Source organism: Nocardioides albertanoniae, from assembly GCF_006716315.1.
Lineage (GTDB): Bacteria > Actinomycetota > Actinomycetes > Propionibacteriales > Nocardioidaceae > Nocardioides > Nocardioides albertanoniae.
Genome location: NZ_VFOV01000001.1, coordinates 3,046,663 through 3,068,062, shown reverse-complemented (window position 1 = coordinate 3,068,062; position 21,400 = coordinate 3,046,663). Strand labels below are relative to the sequence as shown.

Sequence of the window (21,400 nt, the reverse complement as noted above, 5' to 3'; positions counted from 1 at the left end):
CCGATGGCGGATCCGGATGCCGTCAAGCTCAGGGAGCTTCGGCGCAGGAAGCGCGATGACCTCGGCCTGGCACTTCAACTTGGAGTCAAGGCGGCACTCTCTGAGAAAGACGGCGAGAAGCTAGGTGTCACGGTGGCGAAGCCGGACGGCCCATTGTCGTTGCCAGACGAGTTGACCGTCCTCAACGCGTTCGTTGGCGGCCCCCTTCTCAAGGCGAAAGCATGGGAAGAACGCCTTCGCCAGTTGCGGTCGGACCCGGCGGGGAGAGCCGGATATGATGGAGCTGATGCTCTCGTCCGCCGCATTGGCCACCCGGTGAGCGGCCTTTCTGAGGATGCTTTGGACGGTCTGCGAGACGTTGCTTACGGACTCGAAGCTGACCGCGGTCGCGGGCCAGGATATTACGTTGGTTATGGCGCTCTTTTCGAGGCTTTGCGGGCGATACCCATCGAGTTCTGGAAGGACTCAAGGACAGCTCGAAATCGATATCGCGGCGGACTTCTCGCTGGCGTAGCCACTGCTTACGCGAATGTGCGTAGGCAACCTTTAGTGACGCGAGAGTACGTCCAGCTCAAGCAGGGCAAGGCGCGTGTCGACGTCCCTCTGCTGGGTAAGCGAGAGGGCTCGCACAGTTCACTGCTCGACGGTGTCAAGGAGAGCTCTCTTCGCGCTGCGGAGGCCGTCTCGCGCGCTGGTCTGCGTGTAGTCGGCGCAAAGAGCGAAGTTGAAGAATGGAACGGCATCGTGCAACGCGTCGGCCAAGTCGTGGGGAGTGCAGAGATGCTTGACGTCCACATAGTTGTGCAGAACGCTGAAGAAACTCTTGAGCAGCTGAACAGTCAACTGGAGGACGCGGTCGGCGACATTCGAACGTGGGTTGAGAATCTCTGATCATTTTCGGCGTCTGTGAGATTCTCGCTTGTGATGCAGATAGAGCATCAGATGCAGCATGCCGATGGCGAGGGTCGCGCCTCCGACGATGGCGAAGATGGGCCAGTACTGCATCGAGAAGATCGATCTGGCCGAGTCGATCTCGTTCGCATTGGCCCCGAAGAACCCAAACACGATGGTGAACGGGACGGCGACAAGCGACGCTAGACCGATCGAGAGTGACCAGCGCAATGTGCGGTCGTCAGACTCTTGGGCGACTCGTGAGCTCAACATCTCCTGCTCGAGATCAACCAAGGCGTGAAGCCGTTCGAGCAGGCGCTGTAGCGCAGTGCGGTTGAACTCCGTGTCGAGGGCCGTGAAGAGCGCCCGGTGGAAGCTCTCGACGCGGAGGGACGGAACGTACGGCATGATCGTCGAGACGCCATCGATGCACAGGGCGATCCGATTCTCGATGCTGGCGAGCGTTCGGTTGACGCCGTCGAGTCGGTCCCGTGTGTCGTCCGCGGCGAGTCGGTCGCCATGGTGATTGCCGATTGCCGCGATCTCTTGCATCAGGTCGCTTCGGGCCTCGAACATCACCACTGAAGCCGTGGCGCCGGTGATGGCGGACAAGAAGGCACAGTTCTCGATGTAGTCCTGCTGCCCCCAGAGGACCGAGACGAACGGCCCCAACGCCGCGCCGCGCCCGACACGACGGTTCAGCTCCGTCGGCCGGACGATGTCGCTGTACTCGGGCCGCGCGTCGAGGTCGGCCCGATAGATCAGCCGCTGGATCTCGTCCTCGGTGAGCTCGCGGTCGCCGGGATCGGAGAAGATGACGATCTGATGCGTACGCCCGCCGTCGACGCGGCGCATCGGGATCCCCGGATCGGGCAAGACCAGATCGCCGTAATACATGTCCTCGAGGGCAGCGACAAGGTCGGGGATTCCGTCGGAGGGCGTGATATCGACCAGTTGCACGTAGAAGTCTGCGCCAGCGCCAGGCGTTGCCCAGACGGATCCGACAGCCCGATCAGTGTGCACGACTTGCGCCGCGCGTTTCCACGAGACTTCGTCCCTGGAGTGCGAGGCCGCCGTGTGGCAATGCACGAAGACGTCCCGATTGCGCAGGACGTGCGGTGCGAGGCGACCGAAATCCAGGACGTCAGCGACAGGTCTGGCCGTCTTGGTCTCGGACGCCGGATCGAGCGGTTCGATCTCGGCGATGAGAACGAGTCGCACGGTCGAACGGCTGCTCCACGGAGCAACCCAGTCCTGGGTTCGTGCTGTCACATTGCCCGCCAGGGTTCGTGAGAGTTCCAATCCTTGTCCCAGGTATCAACACGGTGGATCAACTCGTCTCGCGCATGCGGGTCGTGTTCCCACAGGCCGGCCAACCACGTATTCATCGTTGCCTCCCGAACGACCGTCAATGTGTTCACAAGATCCCAATCAGCACTTTCACCGTAGGCCGCTCTGAACGCTTGCCAACGTCGGTCGTCGCGGTGAAATCGTTGGTAGGAGGCCAGAGAGGGCGCGAGGTCGAACTCGCGCGGCCCGCGACAGAGGTCGTCGAGGTCGATCAGGCGGGGTTCGTCGTGGAGGAACACCAGGTTGCCGACATGGGCGTCGCCGTGGAGAAGAACGTCTGAGGACGAAGAGGCAGCGCGCAACGTGTCTACCGCGAGATCGGCATGATCGCGCAGCGCTTTGGCGATCCGGTTCGGGATATCGGAGGGCAGGTCGGCGAATCTGCGATCGAACCGATCTGTCACGTTCACCAGCGAAAGCTCCCTGGGTGGCTGTACATCATGGAGCGTTTGCAAGACCGCTCCCAATGCCGCCGTGTCCTCGGCGTTTGCAGGTTGGCCGGCCGGCCAAGCGGTGAGCACGACCACGTCGGTCATTGCCACGCGAGAAGTCAAGGGGCCGACGAGGGGAGCGCCTGTCGCGGTGAGACGTGCGACCAGGTCGAGGTTGGCCTTGACGGCATCCGCCAGGTGCGCGTGCTGAAGGCGCAGGATGCACCGGGACTCAGGGGCTTGCAGCACGACGTTGGAACCTCGGCGAAGCAACTCGATACGGCCCACGCCGTCCGGCGCCAGTTCCGCGGCCAACTCCTGCAATGCTTCGGTGGGTACTCCGTCGTCGGCGAACGCCCATGCGACTAAGTCCAACTCGGCCCGATCCACGGTTACGAGGTTAGCGTTCGGATGCGCGAGCACGGGCCAAGCTGGACGAGAATTCCTGACCGCCGCAGCCGCTATCAGGCGGATAGGGTCGAGGGCGTGGAGATCACGGTCGTACGCGGGGACATCACTGAGCAGCAGGTCGATGCGGTGGTGAATGCCGCGAACTCGTCGTTGCTGGGCGGGGGAGGGGTGGACGGGGCGATCCACCGGCGCGGTGGGCCGGCGATCCTCGAGGAGTGCCGGCTGTTGCGGGCGGGGCATCTCGGGGGTGGGCTGCCGACGGGGCAGGCGGTCGCGACGACGGCGGGTGATCTGCCGGCGCAGTGGGTGATCCATACGGTCGGCCCGGTCTACGACGAGGGGCAGGACAACGTCGGGCTGCTGGCGTCGTGCGTACGCGAGTCGCTTCGGATCGCCGACGAGGTCGGAGCGCGGACGGTGGCGTTCCCGGCGATCTCGACGGGTGTCTATCGCTACCCGACCGAGGAGGCGGCGTACGTCTTGCTGTGGACGGCCGCGCGGGCGCAGACAGCCGTGGAGGAGGTCAGGTTCGTGCTCTTCGACGAGGAGTCGTACGCCGCGTTCGACCGGGCTCGCGGGGCCCTGGACCCGTCCGACGAGGAAGTGGAGGCCGAGCTGCGGAAGGTGTCACACGAGCAGTGGCAGGGGCTCTTCGAGATCGCCGATGCGATGACGGAGCAGGATCGCGAGGTCACCTATGGCGGCGGTGAGAAGAACGCCGACGGCGTGACCCAGTGGCCGTATCCGATATACAGCGACCGGGTGAGCAGCCTCTACCGCACGCTTCCTGGGGCGAACGTCGACTGGATCAAGTGGATGAGCGGCAACGTGCTGTGCTCCGACATCGCTCGCCTGACTGATGCTCCCGCGGCCGACGCCGCCCGGTTGGCGACGGTCTACACCCCGTGGCGAGCGGTTCAACGAAGGCGTCTTCGGCCAGGTCGTGCAGGACGGCACCATCGACGCGATCATCGCCCGGCTGCGCTCCTGGCACGAGTCCGAGCGCTGACTGCAGCGGCCGATATCCGCCGGAAGTCGCCACCGGCTCGCCCTAGCTTCGAGGCATGACCTCGCACATCGACATCGATCCGGCCATTCTCTACTTCGGCACCCCGGTCGCCCTGCTCTCCACGCTCAACGAGGACGGCACCACCAACCTCATGCCGATGTCGTCGGTCTTCTGGCTGGGGCGTACGGCTGTGCTCGGGGTCGGCGCGTCGTCGCAGACCGCGCGCAACCTGAGGGACCGGCCCGAGATCGTCATCAATCTCCCCAGCGTCGACCTCGTCGGTCAGGTCGACCGGCTCGCGCTGACCACGGGCAGTGCGCAGCTCTCGCCCGCCAAGGCTGCCCGCGGCTACGCGTTCGTCGCGGACAAGTACGCCCGTGCCGGGCTGACGCCGTACGGCTCCGAGACCGTGCTTCCGACCTCGGTCGCCGAGTGTCCCGTGCATCTGGAGGGCAGGGTGTCATCGGTGCACGATCTCGGTGCGCCGAAGCTGGTCGCGGTCGAGGTCGGGGTGACGGCGGTGCGGGTGGCTCCGGAGCTACGCCTCGACGGTCATCCCCACCGGATCGATCCCGACCGCTGGCGGCCCTTGATGATGAGCTTCCAGCACTTCTACGGTCTCGGGGATCGGGTCCACCCCTCCAGCCTGGCGAGCATCGACGAGGAGCTCTATCGGTGAACCGGTATCGAGACGGCCTCGATCTCTCCTGACCTGCAAAAATGGTCACGTTTCGATGTCAGATCGATCCCGCGGCGGCTGGGTGTGGTTGGCTAGGCAACGGTTCATTGAATATGAGACGACCGGCCGCGGAGGTGTTCTCAGGGCGTGTGGGACTTCATCAAGGAACGACACCAACAGATCCTCTATGACGGTTTTCAACACGTCTATCTCGTCGTGCTGGCCGTTGCCGTGGCCACCGTCGTCGCGATCCTGCTGGCGATGCTCGTCACCAAGATCCCGCGCCTGAGCGGCGTCGCCAACACCACCAGCGCGATCGGTCTGACCATCCCGGGCTTCGCCCTGGTCGGCCTGCTGATGCCGGCCAGCGGCATCGGGGCCACCACCGCGTTCATCTGCGTGTGCTTCTACGCCGTGCTGCCGATCCTGCGCAACGCGGTGGTCGGCCTCCAGGGAGTCTCGCCGGTGCTGATCGAGTCGGCGCGCGGCATGGGCATGGGCGAGGCCGCGGTGATGGCCCGCGTGCGCCTCCCGCTCGCCTGGCCGGTGATCCTCGCCGGCATCCGGGTCTCGTTGCAGATGTCGATGGGCATCGCGGCGATCGCGGCGTACGTGCTCGGCCCGGGTCTGGGCAGCTACATCTTCACCGGCCTGGCCCAGATCGGCGGCAAGAACGCCCTCAACTATGCCTTGGTCGGCACGCTCGGCGTCGTCGTCCTGGCGCTGCTCCTCGACCTGGTGCTCGTGCTCGTCGGGCGTTTGACAACTTCGAAGGGAATCCGAGTCTGATGACCACCACACCTGCGCATGCGGCCAGCGAGGTCAGCGGCATCGAGATCGAGCTCGAGGAGGTGCAGAAGCGCTATCCCGGGCAGAAGGCGGCCGCGGTCAACTCGTTGAGCCTGACCATCCCCGCCGGCGAGATGGTCATCTTCGTCGGCCCCTCGGGCTGCGGGAAGACCACTTCGCTGAAGATGATCAACCGTCTGATCAAGCCCACCTCAGGCACCATCAGGCTCGGGGGCGAAGACATCTCCGGGCGCAAGTCCGACGAGCTGCGCCGCCACATCGGCTACGTCATCCAGGGCGGCTCGCTCTTCCCGCACATGACGGTCGCCACCAACATCGCGATCGTGCCGAAGCTGCTCGGCTGGGACAAGGCGCGGATCACCGAGCGTGTCGACGAGCTGCTCGACCTCGTCGGTCTCGAGCCCGACCGCTATCGCGACCGCTATCCGCGCGAGCTCTCCGGCGGCCAGCAGCAGCGCGTCGGAGTGGCCCGCGGGCTCGCCGCCGACCCGCCGGTGATCTTGATGGATGAGCCGTTCGGTGCCGTCGACCCGATCACCCGTCAGCGCCTCCAGGACGAGCTGCTCGGCATCCAGCGTGAGCTGCACAAGACGATCGTCATGGTCACCCACGACATCGACGAGGCGATCAAGCTCGGCGACCGGGTGCTGATCCTCCAGGAGGGTGGGCGCATCGCGCAGTACGACACTCCCGAGAAGATCCTCGCCGCGCCCGCCAACGACTTCGTCGACGACTTCGTCGGCTCCGGGTCCGCGCTCAAGCAGCTCAGCCTCTCCCGCGTCAGCGAGGTCGAGCTGCGCAAGCCGAGCACGGCCACGGTGGGGGAGGCCAGCCGCGAGGCGATCTCCCGGGCCGAGGCCGCCGGCGACAACAGCCTGGTGATCCTCGACTCCCGGCGACGACCCGTGGCGTGGCGGTTCCTGCGCGAGGTCGCGCGCAACGACACGATCCTGGCCGGCGACCGCGAGAAGCTGGTCACTCTCGACGAGCGCGCCACCCTCAACGACGCGCTCGACGTCATGCTGGCCTCCAGCTATGGCGGCGCGATCGTCAACGACAGCCGCGACCAGTATCTCGGGGTGGCCGACTTCGAGAGCGTGACCGGCCACATGCGTACGGTCGAGAAGGCGGTTGCCCAGGAGGTGGCCGCCGAGGAGGCCGCCGCCGACACCGGTCAGGTCGGGTCATGACCACGCTCGACCCGACCGTCACCGATCCGGGGCAGTCCGTACGCCGCTCGCGGCTGCGCCTGCCGGGCGGTGAGAGCACGGCGATGCTGCTGGTGCTCCCGATCGTGGTCGGCGTGCTGTTCATCGGCTACGTGATCTGGCGGCAGACGGCCGACCTCGACTCGATCGAGGAGTCGACGCTGGCCTGGGCCGCGATCCGCGAGCAGCTCGTCACCCACGTCGCGATCACCCTCGTCGCGTCACTGATCGTGGTGATCGTCGCCGTGCCGCTCGGCATCCTGCTGACCCGTGGCAAGGCCAAGGCGATCGCCCCGGCGGCGGTCGCTGTGGCCAACGCCGGTCAGGCGGCGCCGTCGATCGGGCTGATCGTGCTGCTGGCGATCTGGCTCGGCTTCAGCTTCTGGACCGGCGTGCTCGGGCTGGTGATCTACGGCCTCCTCCCGGTGCTGCGCAACACCATCACCGGCCTGCAGGGCGTCGACCCCACGCTGGTCGAGGCCGGTCGCGGCATCGGGATGTCCGGGGCGGGCGTGCTGCTGCGCGTCGAGCTGCCGCTCGCGCTGCCGGTGATCATGGCCGGCATCCGTACCGCGCTCGTGCTCGTCGTCGGCACCGCCGCGCTGGTGACCTTCATCGGTGCGGGCGGGCTCGGTGGCGCGCTGACGTCGGGCATCACGCTCTTCCGCTTCCCGGTCATGGTCGCCGCGGCGCTGCTCATCGCGCTGCTGGCGCTGCTCATCGAATGGGTTGGCCGCGTGCTCGAGGTCGTCCTCCGACCGAAGGGGATCTGATGCGACTCAAACGAATCGGCCTTGCCGCCACCGCCGCGGTCGTCGCGATCGCGCTCTCGGGGTGCGGCATCGGGCTGGGCACCGCGGGCGGCTTCTCGAAGAGCGGCGAGCTCACCGGACCTGTCGAGGGCATCGACCTCGGCGGCGAGAGCCTCTCGGTCGGCTCGAAGAACTTCACCGAGAGCATCCTGCTCGGCAAGATGACGGTGATCATGCTCAAGTCGGCCGGTGCCGACGTCAAGGATCTGACCAACATCCCCGGCAGTGCCGCGGCCCGCGAGGCCCAGCTGGCCGGGCAGATCGATCTCACCTGGGAATACACCGGCACCGCCTGGCTGACCTACCTGGAGAACGCCAAGCCGATCCCCGACGAGCGCAAGCAGTACATCGCCACCCGCGACGCCGACCTGCGCGAGAACGATCTGGTCTGGCTGCCGCCGGCGCCGATGAACGACACCTACACGATGGCGATCACCGCGGAGAGCGAGAAGAAGTACGGCATCACGAAGCTCTCCGAGATGAGCAAGGTGCCGGCGAAGGAACGTACGTTCTGCATCGAGTCGGAGTTCACCAACCGCCCCGACGGCCTCAAGGGCATGCTCGACGCCTACGGCCTGCGGCTGGGCAGCCCCCAGGGAGTGCCGAGGAAGAACCTGCGTACGTTGCAGACCGGTGCGATCTACGACGCGACCGCCAAGGGACAGTGCACGTTCGGCGAGGTGTTCACCACCGACGGCCGGATCAAGGCTCTGGACCTGACGCCGCTGGCCGACGACCGCAGCTTCTTCCCGAAGTACAACGCCTCGCTGGTGGTGCCCGAGAAGGTGCTCGAGGAGAGCCCTGACATCGAGAAGCTGTTCGGGCCGGTCTCGGAGAAGCTCACCAACGACGTCATCGCCGAGCTCAACGCGGAGGTCGACGTCGATGGCCGAGACCCGGCCGAGGTGGCCTGGGACTGGCTGCGCGAGGAGAAGCTCGTCGACTGAGGGGTCAGCCCTGTGCTGCCGCCGCCTTGATCTCCTCGAACTGCGCGCCCATCCGGGCGGCGAGGGCCTCGGCGGCGCGCAGCGGGCGCACCATCACCTTGAAGTCGACGATCTTGCCCTCGTCGTCGTAGGTCAGGAAGTCGCAGCCGTTGAGGTCGAGCCCGTCGACCTTCGCGGTGAACTCGTAGGCATGGTGGGCGCCGTCGTGGATCTCTCGGACGTAGGTGAAGTCGTCGAACACCTTCACCACCGCGCGCAGGATCGCGGCCGTGATCGGCTTGCCGGGGTAGGGCTTGAACGCCACCGGGCTGGTGAAGACGACGTCGTCGGCGAGCATCGCCTCGACGGCGTCCATGTCCTTGGCCTCGATCGTCTCGCGGAAGGTGGTCATCTGACGGCTCCTCATGGGTTGGTTGCAGAGCAGAGCCTAGAGCGACAGGTGCGGTGGCGCGCTCGGGGTACGGGTCCGGGGCTTGGCGCCGAGAACGTGGCCCAGGGCGATGCCCACCGCGGCCGGTGCGAGCACGAGCCCGGCCACGAACGGTGTGAGCATCGACAGGTCGCTCCACAGGACGTCGAAGTCACGGCCCTCGGTCGACCAGATGCGGATCGGGAACGCGAGGCCGACCACGACGGCGACCACCGCCCACCGCACGAACACGCGCGGCAGGGTCGTCGCGTGGCTGCCGTCCCACAGACCCCACAGCCCCGCGACGACGATCAGCAGCCCGAAGTAGATCAACCCGGCGCCGATGTTGGCGTCTTCGCCGGGGAAGAGCTTGATCGCGGCGAAGGTGTAGAGGGCGGTGCCGCCGAGGACTGCCGCGAGGCGTACGAGGAGCTTCATGGGTCCAGCCTCCCCGATCCGGCCCGTGCTGGCATGAGTGCGCGTACTCATCACCAGTGGCGCGTCACTGAAGTTCCTGGGCGCTTCGCGCCGCCATGGCACGCACCTCGCCGCGTTGGCGCCCCTTGAAAGACCCCGGTATGCCTACGCGGCGCCGCCTTGCGATGCACACACCCTGGCGACGCCAACCGATCAGGAACTTCCGCGACGCACCACTAGATTGCTTCTCATGGACGAATCGTCGGGTCGGAGCGCTCTGGTGGTCGGTGCGGGGATCGGAGGGCTCACCGTGGCTGCCGCGCTGGATCGTGCCGGGTGGCGGGTGACGGTGCTCGAGCGTGCGCCGCAGCTCGGTGAGGTCGGGGCCGGCATCTCGATCTGGCCGCGGGCCTGGGCGATCCTCACCGAGCTCGGGGTCGCGGAGCACCTCGTCGACGGTGTGCGGCCGGCGATCCAGGCGGGGCTGCGCCGGCCCGACGGACGCTGGCTGGCGAAGGCCGGCGCGGCGACGACTGCGCGTGGCCCCGTGATGGTGCACCGTGCGCGGCTCCACGAGGCGTTGGTCGGATCGCTCGGCGAGGTGGAGATACGCACCGGGGTGACGGTCGACCAGGTGTGCGACGGTGGCCGTGGCGCGGTCGTCGAGACCACCGCCGGCGACAGCCTCGAGGCAGACCTGGTGGTCGCCGCCGACGGTATTCGCAGCTCGATCCGTAGCGGGGTGCGGTCACGAGACGACGTACGTTATGCGGGCTACACCGCCTATCGCGGCGTCACCGCGAAGCCGGTGCCGGGCGAGGCGTCGACCTCTGGTGGTGAGACCTGGGGAGCGGGGGTGAGGTTCGGGTACGCACCGCTGGTGGACGGACGCACCTACTGGTTCGTCTCCGCCAACCGGCCGGCGGGGGAGCGCAGCGACGACCACCACCGCGACGTGACGGCTCTCGTCGGCGACTGGCACGAGCCGATCGCTCAGCTGATCGCGGCGACACCTGCCGACGCCGTGCTCCGCAACGACATCTGCGACCTACGCCTCCCGCTGGGGCGGTTCGATCACGGACGCGTCGCGCTGCTCGGCGACGCCGCGCACGCGATGACCCCCAATCTCGGGCAGGGTGCCTGCGCGGCCGTCGAGGACGCTGCCGCGCTGGTCGCCCGGCTGGTCGACGAGCCGGAGATCGGGCGGGCGCTCACGGCGTACGACCGGGAACGACGGCCGGCGACCCAGCGGCTGGTGAGGGCGTCGCGGCTGGTCGGAACCGTGGGCCAGATCGACAACGGAGCGGTCCTCGCGGCTCGGGACGCCGGGATCACCGGAGTAGGTGCGATCGCGGGCCTGCTGGGTCGATGAGCAGCCAGGGCCTGTCGGGTCAAGACACGCCGAACAGCGAACGGCAGGCGTCGACGCCGTCGACCTCGATGCCGCTGCGGTCGTTGTGCTCCCAGCGTTCGCGGCCGAGTCGGAGCCGGTGGGAGACGAGCACCTCGCCGTCGCGTACGTCGCGGGAGATGCCGTCGGGCTCGTAGCCGAGCTTGGTGGAGACGCCGATCGAGGCGGCGTTGTCGGGGAAGGCCTCGGAGGTCGCGTAGGCGGCGCCGAGATGGTCGAAGGCGAGGGTGAGGGCGGCGAGCCGGGCCTCGGTGCCGATGCCCCTGCGGTGGTGTCGCAGCCCGAGCCACGACGCGGTGCTCACCTCGCGTCGCACGCCGAACTCGCTGGCCGAGACCCACACGACGCCCAGCGGGGAGCCGTCGGCGAACACGGTCAGACCGAGGCCCCAGTCGTCGGGCTCCCAGCCGCCGAGGCTCGACCAGGTGCCCTGCGCCACGAACCGGGCACGCTCCTGTGGTGGGCGTTCGGCCCAGGGCGTCAGGAACGGTCGCTGGCCGGGCTCGTGCACGCCGTCGGCGGCCACCTGGGCCAGGCTCCCGATCTCGGTGTCGGTGGGCAGGCGCAGCTCGAGTCGCGGGGTCCGGATCACCAGTCCGAACAGGGGCCATACGTCGGTCAAGGTCATCTCGTCATCATCGAAGGCGCCCGGACCGAGCGGCAACCGGATATCAGCGCTCGGCGGGGTGCTGCACGTAGTCGATCAGGTCGGCCGCTGTCGAGGTGTAGCGGTCGACCTCCTCGCCGCTGTCGCAGGTGCACAGCACCACCGTGACCTCACCGGCGCGCGGCCAGATCGCCTCCCAGGTCGCGCCCGCCGCCTCCCAGCGGAGCAGACGCTCGAGGTCGTCGGTCATCGGAGCGGTCACGTCAGGACCGCGGCGACGGACTCGGCCCAGATGCCGGCGGCCTCGTCGACGGCATCGGAGTCGACGACCAGGGCGGGGATGAAACGAACGACCTGGCTCCAGGCGCCGCAGGTGAGCAGGAGGAGGCCGCGTCTGGCGGCTTCCTGCTGGGCGGCGGCCGCTACGGCTGGATCGGGGTCGCCGGCCGGCGTGCGGAACTCGTTGCCGAGCATGAGGCCCAAGCCGCGTACGTCGGTGATCGCCTCGTGCTTGTCGGCGACCCGTTCCAGGGAGGAGCGGAGCTGGGCGCCACGCTCGGCGGCGTTCTTGACCAGACCTTCCTCCTCGATGACTTCGAGGGTTGCCAGGGCCGCGGCGCAGGCGACGGCGTTGGCGCCGTAGGTGCCACCCTGCGAGCCCGGCCATGCCTTCGACATCAGCCCTTCGCCGGCGGCGATGGCGGAGAGGGGGAACCCGGAGGCCAGGCCTTTGGCGGTCATGATGATGTCGGGGCGCACGTTGAAGTGGTCGTGGCCCCAGAACTCGCCGGTGCGACCGAACCCGGTCTGCACCTCGTCGATGATGAGCAGGATGCCGTGCTTGTCAGCGCGCTCACGCAGGCCGTTGAGGAAGGTCTCGTCGGCGGGGACGTAGCCACCCTCGCCGAGGACCGGTTCGACGATGAATGCCGCGGTATCGGCGGGGGCGCTCTGGGTCTGCAGGGTGTAGTCGAGCTGACGCAGCGCGAAGTCGGTCGCTTCCTCCTGCGTCCAGCCGAAGTGTGGGGCGTCAGGGAAGGGGGAGACGACCACGCCGGCCATCAGCGGACTGAACCCGGCACGGAACTTCGTGCCGGAGGTCGTCATCGAGGCGGCCGCGACCGTGCGCCCGTGGAAGCCGCCGTGGAAGACGACGATGTTGGGGCGCCCGGTCGCCTGGCGGGCCAGGCGGATCGCGGCCTCAGCGGCCTCGGAGCCCGAGTTGGCGAAGAAGAGGCTGTCGAGGCCTTGGGGGAGCACGGGGCCGAGGCGCTCGACGAGGTCGAGGAGGGGGCGGTGCTTCACCGTCGTGTACTGACCGTGGACCAGCGAGGCGATCTGACGCTGCGCGGCCTCGACCACCTTCGGATGGCTGTGGCCGGTGCTGGTGACACCGATGCCGGCGGTGAAGTCGAGATATCGGCGGTCGTCTTCGTCGAAGAGCTGGACGCCTTCGCCACGTGCAGCGACGACCGGGGTTGCTTGCTTGAGGACGGGGGAGAGGTGGGCCACCGGAAGCTCCTGTTGATTGTCGACAATCCGACCAAACACTAGAGTAGGGCAGCGTCGGGCGGCTGTCATCAGAGCGGCCGAGATGCCAACCCTGGAGGTGCGGGATGAGCAAGGACCAGACCGAGGCGCGGGTCGTCGAAGAGGTGCCCAAGGGGCTCTTCGTCGCGGGCCGGTGGATGGACGCGAGCGACGGCGGCACGTTCGACGTGCTCGACCCGTCGACCGGAGACGTGCTCTGCGCCGTCGCCGACGCCACCCCCGACGATGCGCAGCGCGCGCTGGATGCCGCGGCGGCCGCCCAGAAGGAGCTCGCCGCGACCGCGCCGAGGGTGCGCGCCGACATGCTCATGGCCGCGTACGACCTCCTGCACGAGCGGATCGACGACCTCGCGCTGCTGATGACGCTGGAGATGGGCAAGCCGCTGGCCGAGGCGAAGGGCGAGATCGCGTACGCCGCGGAGTTCTTCCGCCACTTCGCCGAGGAGGCCGTGCGGATCGACGGCGGTTACCAGACGGCCCCGGCAGGAGGAGCACGGTTCCTGGTCACCAAGCAGCCGGTCGGCCCGGCGCTGCTGATCACGCCGTGGAACTTCCCGATGGCGATGGGCACCCGCAAGATCGGGCCGGCCATCGCGGCCGGGTGCACCAGCATCATCAAGCCCGCCCAGCAGACCCCGCTGTCGATGCTGGCCCTGGGGGAGATCCTGCGAGAGGCCGGCACCTCTGAGGGGATTGTCAACATCTTGCCGACCAGTCGCCCGGGCGAGCTCACCGAGCCACTGCTGCGCTCCGGGGTGATCCGCAAGCTCTCCTTCACCGGGTCGACGGCGGTGGGGCGGAAACTTCTCGAGCAGAGCGCGGAGAAGGTGCTGCGTACGTCGATGGAGCTCGGCGGCAACGCCGGCTTCGTCGTCTTCGAGGACGCCGACATCGACGAGGCGGTCGCCGGCGCGATGGCGGCGAAGATGCGCAACACGGGGGAGGCCTGCACGGCCGCCAACCGGATCTTCGTGCAGCGCCCGGTCATCGAGGAGTTCGGCGAGCGTCTCGCGAAGGCGATGGCCGAGCTGCCGGTCGGGCGCGGGGTCGATGACGGCGTGCGCGTCGGGCCGCTCATCGACGAGACGGCCAGAGACAAGGTGCAGACCCTCGTCGACGATGCCGTGGCCGGCGGCGCGCGGGTGCTCACCGGCGGCGCAGCCATCGACGGGCCGGGATTCTTCTACGCACCGACGGTACTCACCGACGTCGCCGCCTCGGCCCGGATGGGCAGCGAGGAGATCTTCGGGCCGGTCGCTCCGCTGACCCCCTTCGACACCGAGGAGGAGGTGGTCGCGGCGGTCAACGACACCGAGTACGGCCTGGTGAACTACGTCTTCACCAACGACCTGCGCCGCGGGCTGCGCGTCGCCGAAGCGCTCGAGTCGGGCATGATCGGGCTCAACCAGGGTGTCGTCTCCAACCCCGCGGCGCCCTTCGGCGGCGTCAAAGCCTCCGGGCTCGGGCGTGAAGGCGGACCGACCGGGATCGAGGAGTTCCTCGAGACCAAGTACGTCGGGATCGCGATGTAGGCGCCGTCGGACCTGTTCGGTCGGCCCGGTTCCGTTCTGCCCTGGCTCAGCCGCCGTAGTTGGGGTCGTCGTCCTCGGCGTGGACCAGGCGCCGCAGGGCCTCGTCCATATGCTGCTCGACGCGCCTGACGGCCAGCTTCACGTCGCCCGCCTCGATGGCGTCGACGATCTGCACGTGCTCCTCGACCAGCTCGAGCGGCTGCTGGTAGGTGCCTTCCAGAGCGGTCAGGCACATCCTCGTCTCCACGATCAGGGTCTGGTGCATCCTGACCAGTCGTTGGCTGCCGGAGCACTGCACGAGCACGTCATGGAAGTTGAAGTCGGCGTCGCTCAGCGCCGCGGGATCGGAGAGCTCGAGCGACTTGCTCATCGCGTCGCAGGCGGCGCGGAGCTCGCGCAGCGCGGCGGGCACCCGCGCCTTGGTGATCATCGTCGCGGCGGCACTCTCGACAGCGCCTCGGGCCACGTAGACGTCGCTGATGTCTGCCTCGTCGAGCTCGATGACGAAGAGGCCACGGTTGGGCTCGCTGCGGAGCAGCCCCTCCTGGACCAGCCGCTGCATCGCCTCGCGGAGCGGGCCGCGACTGACGCCGAACTGGGCCGAGAGAGCGGTCTCGCTCAGCTGTGCGCCGGGTTGCAGAGAGCGCTCCATGATCGCTGTGCGCAGCTGGCGAGCGATGACCGAGGCCGTCGACTCTCTGTGCACGGGTTCGAAGCTCGATGTCGCTGTCAACGTAGTCTCCGATGGCTGCCGAGAAGAAGTTTGATTGTTGACAATCATTGCATGTGGCCTCGAGGTCGACGATCGACGGACCCCGAGACGAGAAGAGCGGGCCCGGGCGTACGTCGCACCGGGCCCGCTCGTCAGGGCATCAGGCTCAGGCCGGCTGAGTCGGGTCGTCCATCTCGGAGATCTCGGCCTCCGACTCGGGCGTGCCCGGGATCTCGGTGCCGCGGATCGACTTGCCGGCGGTCTCGACCACGAAGAACAGCGCGATCAGACCGACGACCGATGCGGCGATCATGTAGAACGCCGGCATCAGGTTGTTGTCGGTGGCGCCGATCAGGGCGTCGTTGACGTACAGCGCCGTGCCGCCGAAGAGGGCGGTCGAGATGTTGTAGCCGATCGCCATGCCGCCGTAGCGCACCTGCGAGGGGAACATCGCCGGGAAGGTCGCGCTGATGGTGGCCAGCTGGGCGACGTAGACGATGCCCAGGACCGAGAAGCCGATCACCGCCGGCCAGAAGCCCTGGCCGATCAGGAGGAACATCGGCACGGCCAGGATGATGAGGCCGATGAACGACGCGCCCCACATGGGCTTGCGGCCGATCTTGTCGGAGAGCGCGCCGGCGATGGGAATGAAGATCAGCATCGCGACCTGGCCGAAGATCACCAGCAGGTCGGCGTCGGTCGACTCGAAGCCTGCCGACTGGGTGAGGTAGGTCGGCATGTAGGTGAGCAGCGTGTAGTTGGCGATGTTCAGCGCCGCCACCAGGGCCATCAAGGTCACGATCGGCCGCCAGAACAGGCTGACCAGGTCCTTGAGCGCGGCACCCGCGCCGCCCGCGACCTGCTCCTCCTGGTCCAGCTCCTGGAAGACCGGGGTCTCCTCGAGCTTGGTGCGGATGTAGAGCCCGATCAGGCCGATCGGACCACCGATGAGGAACGGGATACGCCAGCCCCACTCGCCCATGGCCTCGGCGCCGATGATCGACTCGGTCGCGAAGACCACGCCGATCGCGGCGGTGAAACCGACGATGGTGCCGAACTCGAGGAAGCTGCCGTAGAAGCCGCGGCGGTTGTCGGGCGCGGTCTCCGCCATGTAGGTCGCGGCGCCGCCGTACTCACCACCGGTCGAGAAGCCCTGGATCACTCGCAGGATCACCAGCAGGATGACCGCCCAGAAGCCGATGTCGTGGTAGGTCGGGAGAAGACCCACGCAGAACGTCGCCGCGGCCATCATGATGATGGTCAGAGCAAGGACTCGCTGACGCCCGATACGGTCGCCGAGCGGGCCCCAGAAGATGCCGCCGAGCGGGCGGAGGATGAAGGAGATCGCGAAGACGAGAGCCGTGCCGACGAACCCGAAGTCGGGAAAGAAGTTGTCGGTGATCTCGGTGGCGACATAGGCGAAGGCGCCGTAGTCGAACCACTCGGTCGCATTGCCGACCGCAGAGCCCGTTATGGCTCTGCGGAGTTTCGATTTATCGGGTTGTGCCTCGTGTGAGGGCATGGTGGGGGTTCCTGACATTTCTTCTCACCTGCTCGGTGTGATTGATGGCTGGGGACCGCATTGACCCGCGGGTGTCGACAATATGTTTGTCAACAATTCGCGTCACGTTAGCGCTGCGCGTGCGCCCTGGCTAGGGCGATTCGGCAACCGCGCGAGATTGTGACGAGAGGTTTACGTAACGCATCGACGTTACCCGAACAGTGCCCCGAGTCCGGGCAGGGGGCGGGTGGCACCGGCGAGTCGCAGGCCTTCCCACAGGGTCACCTGGTTGGCGGTCAGCACGGGTTTGCCGAGGGCTGACTCCAAGGCATCGATGCAGGTCAGGGTATGCATCGCGGTGTCCGGGACGAGCACTGCCATGGCCGCCTCGACGTCGACCGACCGGGCCATCTCGACCACTGCGTCGGCAGGCAGGCGGCCGACGTCCGCGGCCGTGAAGATGTCGCTGGACCCGAACGAGACCACGTCGATGCCGCCGGCAGCCAAGAAGCCACGGAAGTGGGCCACGAGGTCTTCGGGGTAGGAGGCCGCGACAGCGACTCGCTCGAGGCCGAGGGCCCTGGCCGCTTCGACGAACGCGATCGACGTCGAGGACACCGGCACACCGATGCGCTCGGCGATGGCTCGGCACTGGGCCGCGGCGCCGTCAGGGCCGTAGACGAAGCTCCCCGAGGTGCAGGCCCACATCACGGCATCGGGGGAGTGGGCCGCGATCGCGTCGGCACCTTCCTCGAGGCGAGCCGTCGATCCGGTGTCGAGAAGGGCCTCGACGGTGTGCTCGTCACGGCCGATCGAGGTGTGGACCAGCGGCAGTCGGACAGCGCCGGCCAGCGTGGCCTCCAGCGTCGCGAAGTCGTCCTCTGCGGCGTAGCCCGGATAGAGCAGCCCGATGACCGGACGCTCGGTCATGACGCCTGCCCCAGGAACGTCTCGGCGGTCGGCGGGGTGCGCCCGACCAGCCGGAGGGCCGCCCACATGGTCGCCCGGTTGGCCGAGATGACCGGTTTGCCGAGCTCTGCCTCGAGGTGGCCGATGATGTCGTACGTCGCCAGGTTGGTGCACGAGATGACGACCGCCTCGGCGGAGTCGGAGTCGGCGGCCCGCACCAGCTCGAGCGTGGTCTCGTCGGGCACCTCCCAGATGTGATGACCCAGGCCGAGGTCGCCGGTGCTCGCCACCGTGATGCCCGACTCGGTCAGGAACGCGCCGAAGCGGGCGGCGAGCTCGGCGTCGTAGGGGGTGGCGACCGCGACCCGGGAGACACCGAGAGCGGAGAGGGAGTCCACGATGGCCCCGGAGGTGGTGACCGCGGGCCGGCCGCCTCCGGCGTGGCTGATCGCCGCGGTCAGCCGCCGCTCGCCGCGGCGTCCGTGGACGAAGCTACCGGAGGTGCAGGCATAGACGTAGACGTGGGGCTCGGCGGCCGACAGGTCGCGCGCGGCCCGCTCGACGACCGCCGTCTCTCCGATCTCCTCGATCATCTCGAGGGTGACCGGACCGTCGATGAAGGACGTCCGGGTGAAGAGCAGGCTGGCGTCGGCCGGGGCCCACCGCCACAGCTCGTGGTCGAGCACCATGTCATGCGGCACGACCATGGCGATGCGTACGGTCGGGGTCATCGCGCCTCGCTAGGATTGTTGACAATCTTCAATCTGAGTTCCTAGCGTAGTCTTGGATTGCTGCTGAGGTGTGACGAGCGCAGGAGGATTTTCTTGAAGACGTCCGGGCGCGCTGCGATCACCATCCTGTGCCCACCAGACGGCGCCCGCCCGGCAGGGATCGACCGGATCGAGGCGCAGGCCGACGTCACCTACACCGATGCCGACGGTCTCGCCGAAGCGCTGCGAGGTGCCGACGCGCTCCTGCTGTGGGACTTCTTCTCCGAGGCCGTGGTCGACGCCTGGCCGAGTGCCGGGTCGCTGCGCTGGATCCATGTCGCCGCCGCCGGGGTCGACAAGCTGCTCTTCCCGGAGCTGGTCGCCTCCGACGTCGTGGTCACCAACGCCCGCAGGATCTTCGACCGACCGATCGCGGAGTTCGTGCTCGGCTCCATCCTGGCCGTGGCCAAAGACATCCACCACAGCCATGACCTGCAGGCCACGAAGACCTGGCATCGCCGGGAGACACGGATGGTGCGAGGCGAGACCGCGCTCGTGGTCGGCACCGGCTCGATCGGCCGCGAGACCGCTCGGCTGCTGCGGGCGGTCGGGATGGACGTACGCGGCGCGGGCCGCACTGCCCGCAGCGACCCCGACTTCGGCGAGATCGTGGCCAGCACCGACCTGGCGGCCCACGTCGGGTGGGCCGACCACGTGGTGGTCGCGGCTCCTCTGACCGCTGATACCCGGGGTCTGATCAGCGCTGACGTGCTCGCCGCGATGAAGTCGGGCAGCCACCTGGTCAACATCGGCCGCGGCGCGATCGTCGACGAGCCGGCACTCGTCGAGGCGCTCCGAGACGGCCCCGTCGAGTGGGCGTCGCTCGATGTCTTCGAGGTCGAGCCGCTGCCCGAGCCGAGCCCGTTGTGGTCGATGCCGGGCGTGGCCGTATCCGCGCACATGTCCGGCGACTACGAGGGGTGGCGAGAGGCGCTGGCCGACCAGTTCGTGGACAACGCGCGTCGTTGGCTCGCCGCCGAGCCGCTCCTGAACGTCGTCGATAAGCAACGCGGCTTCGTCGTCTCCCAGGAGTGCGACAGCCCATGACCGGCGCACGGTCTCGGTCCGCAGAGGTGCCCGGCGCCGAGCTCAGCGCGCTGACCGCCGCCGAGCTGGTGGCCGGCTATCGCTCTGGTGCGTTCACGCCGACCACGGCGACCCGGTCGGTGCTGGATGCGATCGAGGCCAGCGACCCGGCGCTGAACGCCTTCGTCCGTGTCGACGCGGACGGAGCGTTGGCTCAGGCCGCCGCGTCCACGGAGAGGTGGCGATCGGGGAGGCCGCTGGGACCCGCCGACGGTGTACCGACCTCGATCAAAGACATCCTGTGGACCGTAGGATTGCCGACAATCCGCGGCACGTGGCTCATCGACGAGGCCGGACCGTGGCCCGAGGACGCTCCGGTCGTGGCGCGACTGCGCGAGGCCGGCGCCGTGCTGGTGGGGAAGACGAGCACGCCGGAGTTCGCCTGGAAGGGCGTGACCGACTCGATCCGCTTCGGCTCGACCGGAAACCCCTGGGACCCGAGCGTGACCTCGGGCGGCTCCAGCGGTGGTGCGGCCGCGGCGGTCGGCTCGGGCATGGGCCCGTGGGCGGTCGGGACCGACGGCGGCGGCTCGGTCCGGATCCCGGCGGCGTTCACGGGAACGATGACGATCAAGCCGACCTACGGCCTCGTCCCGCTCTATCCGGCCAGCCCCTTCGGCACGCTCTCGCACGCGGGGCCGATGACCCGGAGCGTGGCCGACGCGGCAGCGCTCCTCGACGTGATCGCCGGTCGTGACTCGCGGGACTGGTCGGCGATGCCGACCCCGGCCGTCTCCTTCCTCGACGGGTTGGAGGACGGCATCGACGGCCTCCGGATCGCCTTCTCGCCCACGCTCGGATACGGGCAGAACGATCCCGAGGTGGAGCAGCTGGTGCGCGCCGCGGCCGCCGTGCTGGCCGCGGAGGGCGCTCAGGTGGAGGAGGTCGATCCCGAGATCGCCGACCCCGTCGACGCGTTCGAGGTGCTCTGGTTCTGCGGCGCGGCGAAGGTGCTCGACTCCTATCCGCCCGGTGCGATCGAGCAGATCGACCCGCTGCTGCGTGAGGGCATCGAGACCAAGGGCCGCGGCTCTGCCGGCGACTATCTGGACGCGATGGCGGTGCGGATGGACCTCGGTCGGCAGATGGGGCGGTTCCACGAGGCGTACGACCTGCTGATCACCCCCACGATGCCGATCACCGCGTTCGAGCGCGGTCTGCAGGCACCGCAGGGCTGGCCGTCGCAGTGGTGGACGAGCTGGACCCCCTACACCTACCCGTTCAACATGACCCAGCAGCCCGCCGCCAGCGTGCCGTGCGGCACCACCACGGCGGGACTGCCCGTCGGGCTGCAGATCGTCGGCGCGCGCCACGACGACGCACGAGTCCTGCGAGCCGCCCGCACCTACGAGCGGGCCGGCGGCGAGCGGTTCGTCCGACCGGTCGACGATCCAGGAGCATCCCGATGAGCCGCTATCTCACCGTCAGCCTCGAGCGCCGCGGCGTCTCGTGCCTCGCCCGCCTGCTCGACGAGGAGGCGCCACGCACCGCCGGTGCGGTGTGGGACGCGCTGCCGCTGCGTGGCCAGGTCTTCCACGGCAAGTACGCCCGCAACGAGATCTACCACCTGGTTCCTGCCTTCGCCGCGAAGGAGCCGGGCAAGGAGAACACCACGATCACGCCGATCCCGGGCGACCTGTGCTACTTCGCGTTCTCCTCCGACGACCTCGGCAACCCGTCCTACGGCTACCCGCAGGACCGCGGCCCGGGTGAGATGACCGAGATCGTCGACCTCGCCCTCTTCTACGGCCGCAACAACCTGCTCATCAACGGCGACCAGGGCTGGGTGCCCGGCAACGTCTTCGGCACGATCGTCGACGGTCTCGAGGAGATGGCGGCCGCATGCCAGGACGTGTGGATGAACGGTGCGACCGACGAGATCCTCGCCTTCGCCCGCTCTCACGAGGACAGCGCCTAGGGGCACTCTCGGGCCGGTCGGCGAGGCGC

Annotated in this window: 23 protein-coding genes and 1 pseudogene; 13 read left to right on the top strand and 11 right to left on the bottom strand. The window is 68.2% G+C overall.

The features are described from left to right. The first annotated feature begins 3 nt into the window (after positions 1 to 3). Entirely contained in the window at positions 4 to 891 is an 888-nt protein-coding gene (locus FB381_RS14785; protein ID WP_141780990.1) for a hypothetical protein, read from the top strand. Here the strand turns inward: FB381_RS14785 and FB381_RS14780 are convergent, their stop codons facing one another. Then, entirely contained in the window at positions 892 to 2,112 is a 1,221-nt protein-coding gene (locus FB381_RS14780) for a magnesium transporter CorA family protein (RefSeq protein WP_141780989.1), read from the bottom strand. A 47-nt stretch (positions 2,113 to 2,159) separates the two neighbouring features. Beyond that, on the bottom strand, positions 2,160 to 3,062 hold the full coding sequence (locus FB381_RS14775; protein WP_141780988.1) for a phosphotransferase enzyme family protein: 903 nt from the start codon (positions 3,060 to 3,062) through the stop codon (positions 2,160 to 2,162). A gap of 96 nt (positions 3,063 to 3,158) precedes the next feature. Here FB381_RS14775 and FB381_RS24290 point away from each other — a divergent pair. The 7 genes and pseudogenes from FB381_RS24290 to FB381_RS14745 all read left to right on the top strand — a co-directional run. After that, positions 3,159 to 3,662: pseudogene (locus FB381_RS24290) on the top strand (O-acetyl-ADP-ribose deacetylase); the annotation flags it as partial. A gap of 24 nt (positions 3,663 to 3,686) precedes the next feature. After that, the gene (locus tag FB381_RS24465; RefSeq protein WP_281285078.1) at positions 3,687 to 4,151 is read left to right on the top strand and encodes a DUF6508 domain-containing protein; all 465 of its coding nucleotides are present in this window, start codon (positions 3,687 to 3,689) and stop codon (positions 4,149 to 4,151) included. Next, entirely contained in the window at positions 4,148 to 4,771 is a 624-nt protein-coding gene (locus tag FB381_RS14765) for a flavin reductase family protein (protein ID WP_141780986.1), read from the top strand. The genes FB381_RS24465 and FB381_RS14765 overlap by 4 nt, the downstream gene beginning before the upstream one ends. A 147-nt stretch (positions 4,772 to 4,918) precedes the next feature. Further along, entirely contained in the window at positions 4,919 to 5,560 is a 642-nt protein-coding gene (locus FB381_RS14760; protein WP_141780985.1) for an ABC transporter permease, read from the top strand. Next, positions 5,560 to 6,771, top strand: a complete 1,212-nt coding sequence (locus FB381_RS14755; RefSeq protein ID WP_141780984.1) for an ABC transporter ATP-binding protein — start codon at positions 5,560 to 5,562, stop codon at positions 6,769 to 6,771. The genes FB381_RS14760 and FB381_RS14755 overlap by 1 nt, the downstream gene beginning before the upstream one ends. Further along, the gene (locus FB381_RS14750) at positions 6,768 to 7,562 is read left to right on the top strand and encodes an ABC transporter permease (protein WP_141780983.1); all 795 of its coding nucleotides are present in this window, start codon (positions 6,768 to 6,770) and stop codon (positions 7,560 to 7,562) included. Before FB381_RS14755 ends, FB381_RS14750 begins: the two co-directional genes overlap by 4 nt. Continuing rightward, complete coding sequence (locus tag FB381_RS14745; RefSeq protein ID WP_141780982.1) at positions 7,562 to 8,548, top strand: glycine betaine ABC transporter substrate-binding protein; 987 nt, start codon at positions 7,562 to 7,564, stop codon at positions 8,546 to 8,548. Before FB381_RS14750 ends, FB381_RS14745 begins: the two co-directional genes overlap by 1 nt. A 4-nt stretch (positions 8,549 to 8,552) precedes the next feature. Here the strand turns inward: FB381_RS14745 and FB381_RS14740 are convergent, their stop codons facing one another. After that, positions 8,553 to 8,939 (bottom strand): nuclear transport factor 2 family protein, encoded by a 387-nt coding sequence (locus tag FB381_RS14740; protein ID WP_141780981.1) that lies wholly within the window; start codon positions 8,937 to 8,939, stop codon positions 8,553 to 8,555. A 36-nt stretch (positions 8,940 to 8,975) separates the two neighbouring features. Further along, on the bottom strand, positions 8,976 to 9,395 hold the full coding sequence (locus tag FB381_RS14735) for a hypothetical protein (protein ID WP_141780980.1): 420 nt from the start codon (positions 9,393 to 9,395) through the stop codon (positions 8,976 to 8,978). Positions 9,396 to 9,624: 229 nt separating this feature from the next. Between FB381_RS14735 and FB381_RS14730 the strand changes: the two genes are divergently transcribed. Continuing rightward, positions 9,625 to 10,746 carry an FAD-dependent monooxygenase gene (locus FB381_RS14730; RefSeq protein WP_141780979.1) on the top strand — a complete coding sequence of 374 codons (1,122 nt, stop codon included), beginning with the start codon at positions 9,625 to 9,627 and terminating at the stop codon, positions 10,744 to 10,746. A 19-nt stretch (positions 10,747 to 10,765) separates the two neighbouring features. Here the strand turns inward: FB381_RS14730 and FB381_RS14725 are convergent, their stop codons facing one another. Genes FB381_RS14725 through FB381_RS14715 form a run of 3 tightly spaced genes read right to left on the bottom strand, consistent with a single transcriptional unit; the run spans position 10,766 to position 12,904 of the window. Then, positions 10,766 to 11,413, bottom strand: a complete 648-nt coding sequence (locus tag FB381_RS14725; protein ID WP_141780978.1) for a GNAT family N-acetyltransferase — start codon at positions 11,411 to 11,413, stop codon at positions 10,766 to 10,768. 43 nt (positions 11,414 to 11,456) lie between these two features. Further along, positions 11,457 to 11,654 carry a hypothetical protein gene (locus FB381_RS14720; RefSeq protein ID WP_246088124.1) on the bottom strand — a complete coding sequence of 66 codons (198 nt, stop codon included), beginning with the start codon at positions 11,652 to 11,654 and terminating at the stop codon, positions 11,457 to 11,459. Continuing rightward, complete coding sequence (locus tag FB381_RS14715; protein ID WP_141780977.1) at positions 11,651 to 12,904, bottom strand: aspartate aminotransferase family protein; 1,254 nt, start codon at positions 12,902 to 12,904, stop codon at positions 11,651 to 11,653. Before FB381_RS14715 ends, FB381_RS14720 begins: the two co-directional genes overlap by 4 nt. Before the next feature lie 104 nt (positions 12,905 to 13,008). Between FB381_RS14715 and FB381_RS14710 the strand changes: the two genes are divergently transcribed. Beyond that, a complete protein-coding gene (locus FB381_RS14710; RefSeq protein WP_141780976.1) occupies positions 13,009 to 14,475 on the top strand; it encodes an NAD-dependent succinate-semialdehyde dehydrogenase in 1,467 nt (488 codons plus the stop codon). Positions 14,476 to 14,521: 46 nt separating this feature from the next. Here FB381_RS14710 and FB381_RS14705 read toward each other — a convergent pair whose 3' ends face one another. From FB381_RS14705 to FB381_RS14690, 4 genes are all read right to left on the bottom strand, one after another. Next, positions 14,522 to 15,181: a GntR family transcriptional regulator gene (locus FB381_RS14705; RefSeq protein WP_211352441.1), complete on the bottom strand. Its 660-nt coding sequence runs from the start codon at positions 15,179 to 15,181 to the stop codon at positions 14,522 to 14,524. 172 nt (positions 15,182 to 15,353) lie between these two features. Then, positions 15,354 to 16,709: an MFS transporter gene (locus FB381_RS14700; RefSeq protein WP_246088123.1), complete on the bottom strand. Its 1,356-nt coding sequence runs from the start codon at positions 16,707 to 16,709 to the stop codon at positions 15,354 to 15,356. 189 nt (positions 16,710 to 16,898) lie between these two features. Continuing rightward, positions 16,899 to 17,618: a maleate cis-trans isomerase family protein gene (locus tag FB381_RS14695; RefSeq protein ID WP_141780973.1), complete on the bottom strand. Its 720-nt coding sequence runs from the start codon at positions 17,616 to 17,618 to the stop codon at positions 16,899 to 16,901. Continuing rightward, complete coding sequence (locus FB381_RS14690) at positions 17,615 to 18,328, bottom strand: maleate cis-trans isomerase family protein (RefSeq protein WP_141780972.1); 714 nt, start codon at positions 18,326 to 18,328, stop codon at positions 17,615 to 17,617. Before FB381_RS14690 ends, FB381_RS14695 begins: the two co-directional genes overlap by 4 nt. A 93-nt stretch (positions 18,329 to 18,421) precedes the next feature. Between FB381_RS14690 and FB381_RS14685 the strand changes: the two genes are divergently transcribed. From FB381_RS14685 to FB381_RS14675, 3 genes are read left to right on the top strand one after another with little or no spacing between them, the layout of a single operon-like run. Then, the gene (locus tag FB381_RS14685; protein ID WP_141780971.1) at positions 18,422 to 19,414 is read left to right on the top strand and encodes a D-2-hydroxyacid dehydrogenase; all 993 of its coding nucleotides are present in this window, start codon (positions 18,422 to 18,424) and stop codon (positions 19,412 to 19,414) included. Beyond that, on the top strand, positions 19,411 to 20,862 hold the full coding sequence (locus tag FB381_RS14680) for an amidase (RefSeq protein WP_141780970.1): 1,452 nt from the start codon (positions 19,411 to 19,413) through the stop codon (positions 20,860 to 20,862). Before FB381_RS14685 ends, FB381_RS14680 begins: the two co-directional genes overlap by 4 nt. Beyond that, complete coding sequence (locus FB381_RS14675) at positions 20,859 to 21,371, top strand: DUF3830 family protein (RefSeq protein WP_141780969.1); 513 nt, start codon at positions 20,859 to 20,861, stop codon at positions 21,369 to 21,371. Before FB381_RS14680 ends, FB381_RS14675 begins: the two co-directional genes overlap by 4 nt. The last annotated feature ends 29 nt before the right edge of the window (positions 21,372 to 21,400 follow it).

Coding starts and splice junctions, on each gene's coding strand:
- FB381_RS14785 (WP_141780990.1), top strand. CDS start 4: ATGGCGGATCCGGATGCCGTCAAGCTCAGGGAGCTTCGGCGCAGGAAG.
- FB381_RS14765 (WP_141780986.1), top strand. CDS start 4,148: ATGACCTCGCACATCGACATCGATCCGGCCATTCTCTACTTCGGCACC.
- FB381_RS14755 (WP_141780984.1), top strand. CDS start 5,560: ATGACCACCACACCTGCGCATGCGGCCAGCGAGGTCAGCGGCATCGAG.
- FB381_RS14750 (WP_141780983.1), top strand. CDS start 6,768: ATGACCACGCTCGACCCGACCGTCACCGATCCGGGGCAGTCCGTACGC.
- FB381_RS14745 (WP_141780982.1), top strand. CDS start 7,562: ATGCGACTCAAACGAATCGGCCTTGCCGCCACCGCCGCGGTCGTCGCG.
- FB381_RS14740 (WP_141780981.1), bottom strand. CDS start 8,939: ATGACCACCTTCCGCGAGACGATCGAGGCCAAGGACATGGACGCCGTC.
- FB381_RS14735 (WP_141780980.1), bottom strand. CDS start 9,395: ATGAAGCTCCTCGTACGCCTCGCGGCAGTCCTCGGCGGCACCGCCCTC.
- FB381_RS14730 (WP_141780979.1), top strand. CDS start 9,625: ATGGACGAATCGTCGGGTCGGAGCGCTCTGGTGGTCGGTGCGGGGATC.
- FB381_RS14725 (WP_141780978.1), bottom strand. CDS start 11,413: ATGACCTTGACCGACGTATGGCCCCTGTTCGGACTGGTGATCCGGACC.
- FB381_RS14710 (WP_141780976.1), top strand. CDS start 13,009: ATGAGCAAGGACCAGACCGAGGCGCGGGTCGTCGAAGAGGTGCCCAAG.
- FB381_RS14700 (WP_246088123.1), bottom strand. CDS start 16,709: ATGCCCTCACACGAGGCACAACCCGATAAATCGAAACTCCGCAGAGCC.
- FB381_RS14695 (WP_141780973.1), bottom strand. CDS start 17,618: ATGACCGAGCGTCCGGTCATCGGGCTGCTCTATCCGGGCTACGCCGCA.
- FB381_RS14690 (WP_141780972.1), bottom strand. CDS start 18,328: ATGACCCCGACCGTACGCATCGCCATGGTCGTGCCGCATGACATGGTG.
- FB381_RS14680 (WP_141780970.1), top strand. CDS start 19,411: ATGACCGGCGCACGGTCTCGGTCCGCAGAGGTGCCCGGCGCCGAGCTC.
- FB381_RS14675 (WP_141780969.1), top strand. CDS start 20,859: ATGAGCCGCTATCTCACCGTCAGCCTCGAGCGCCGCGGCGTCTCGTGC.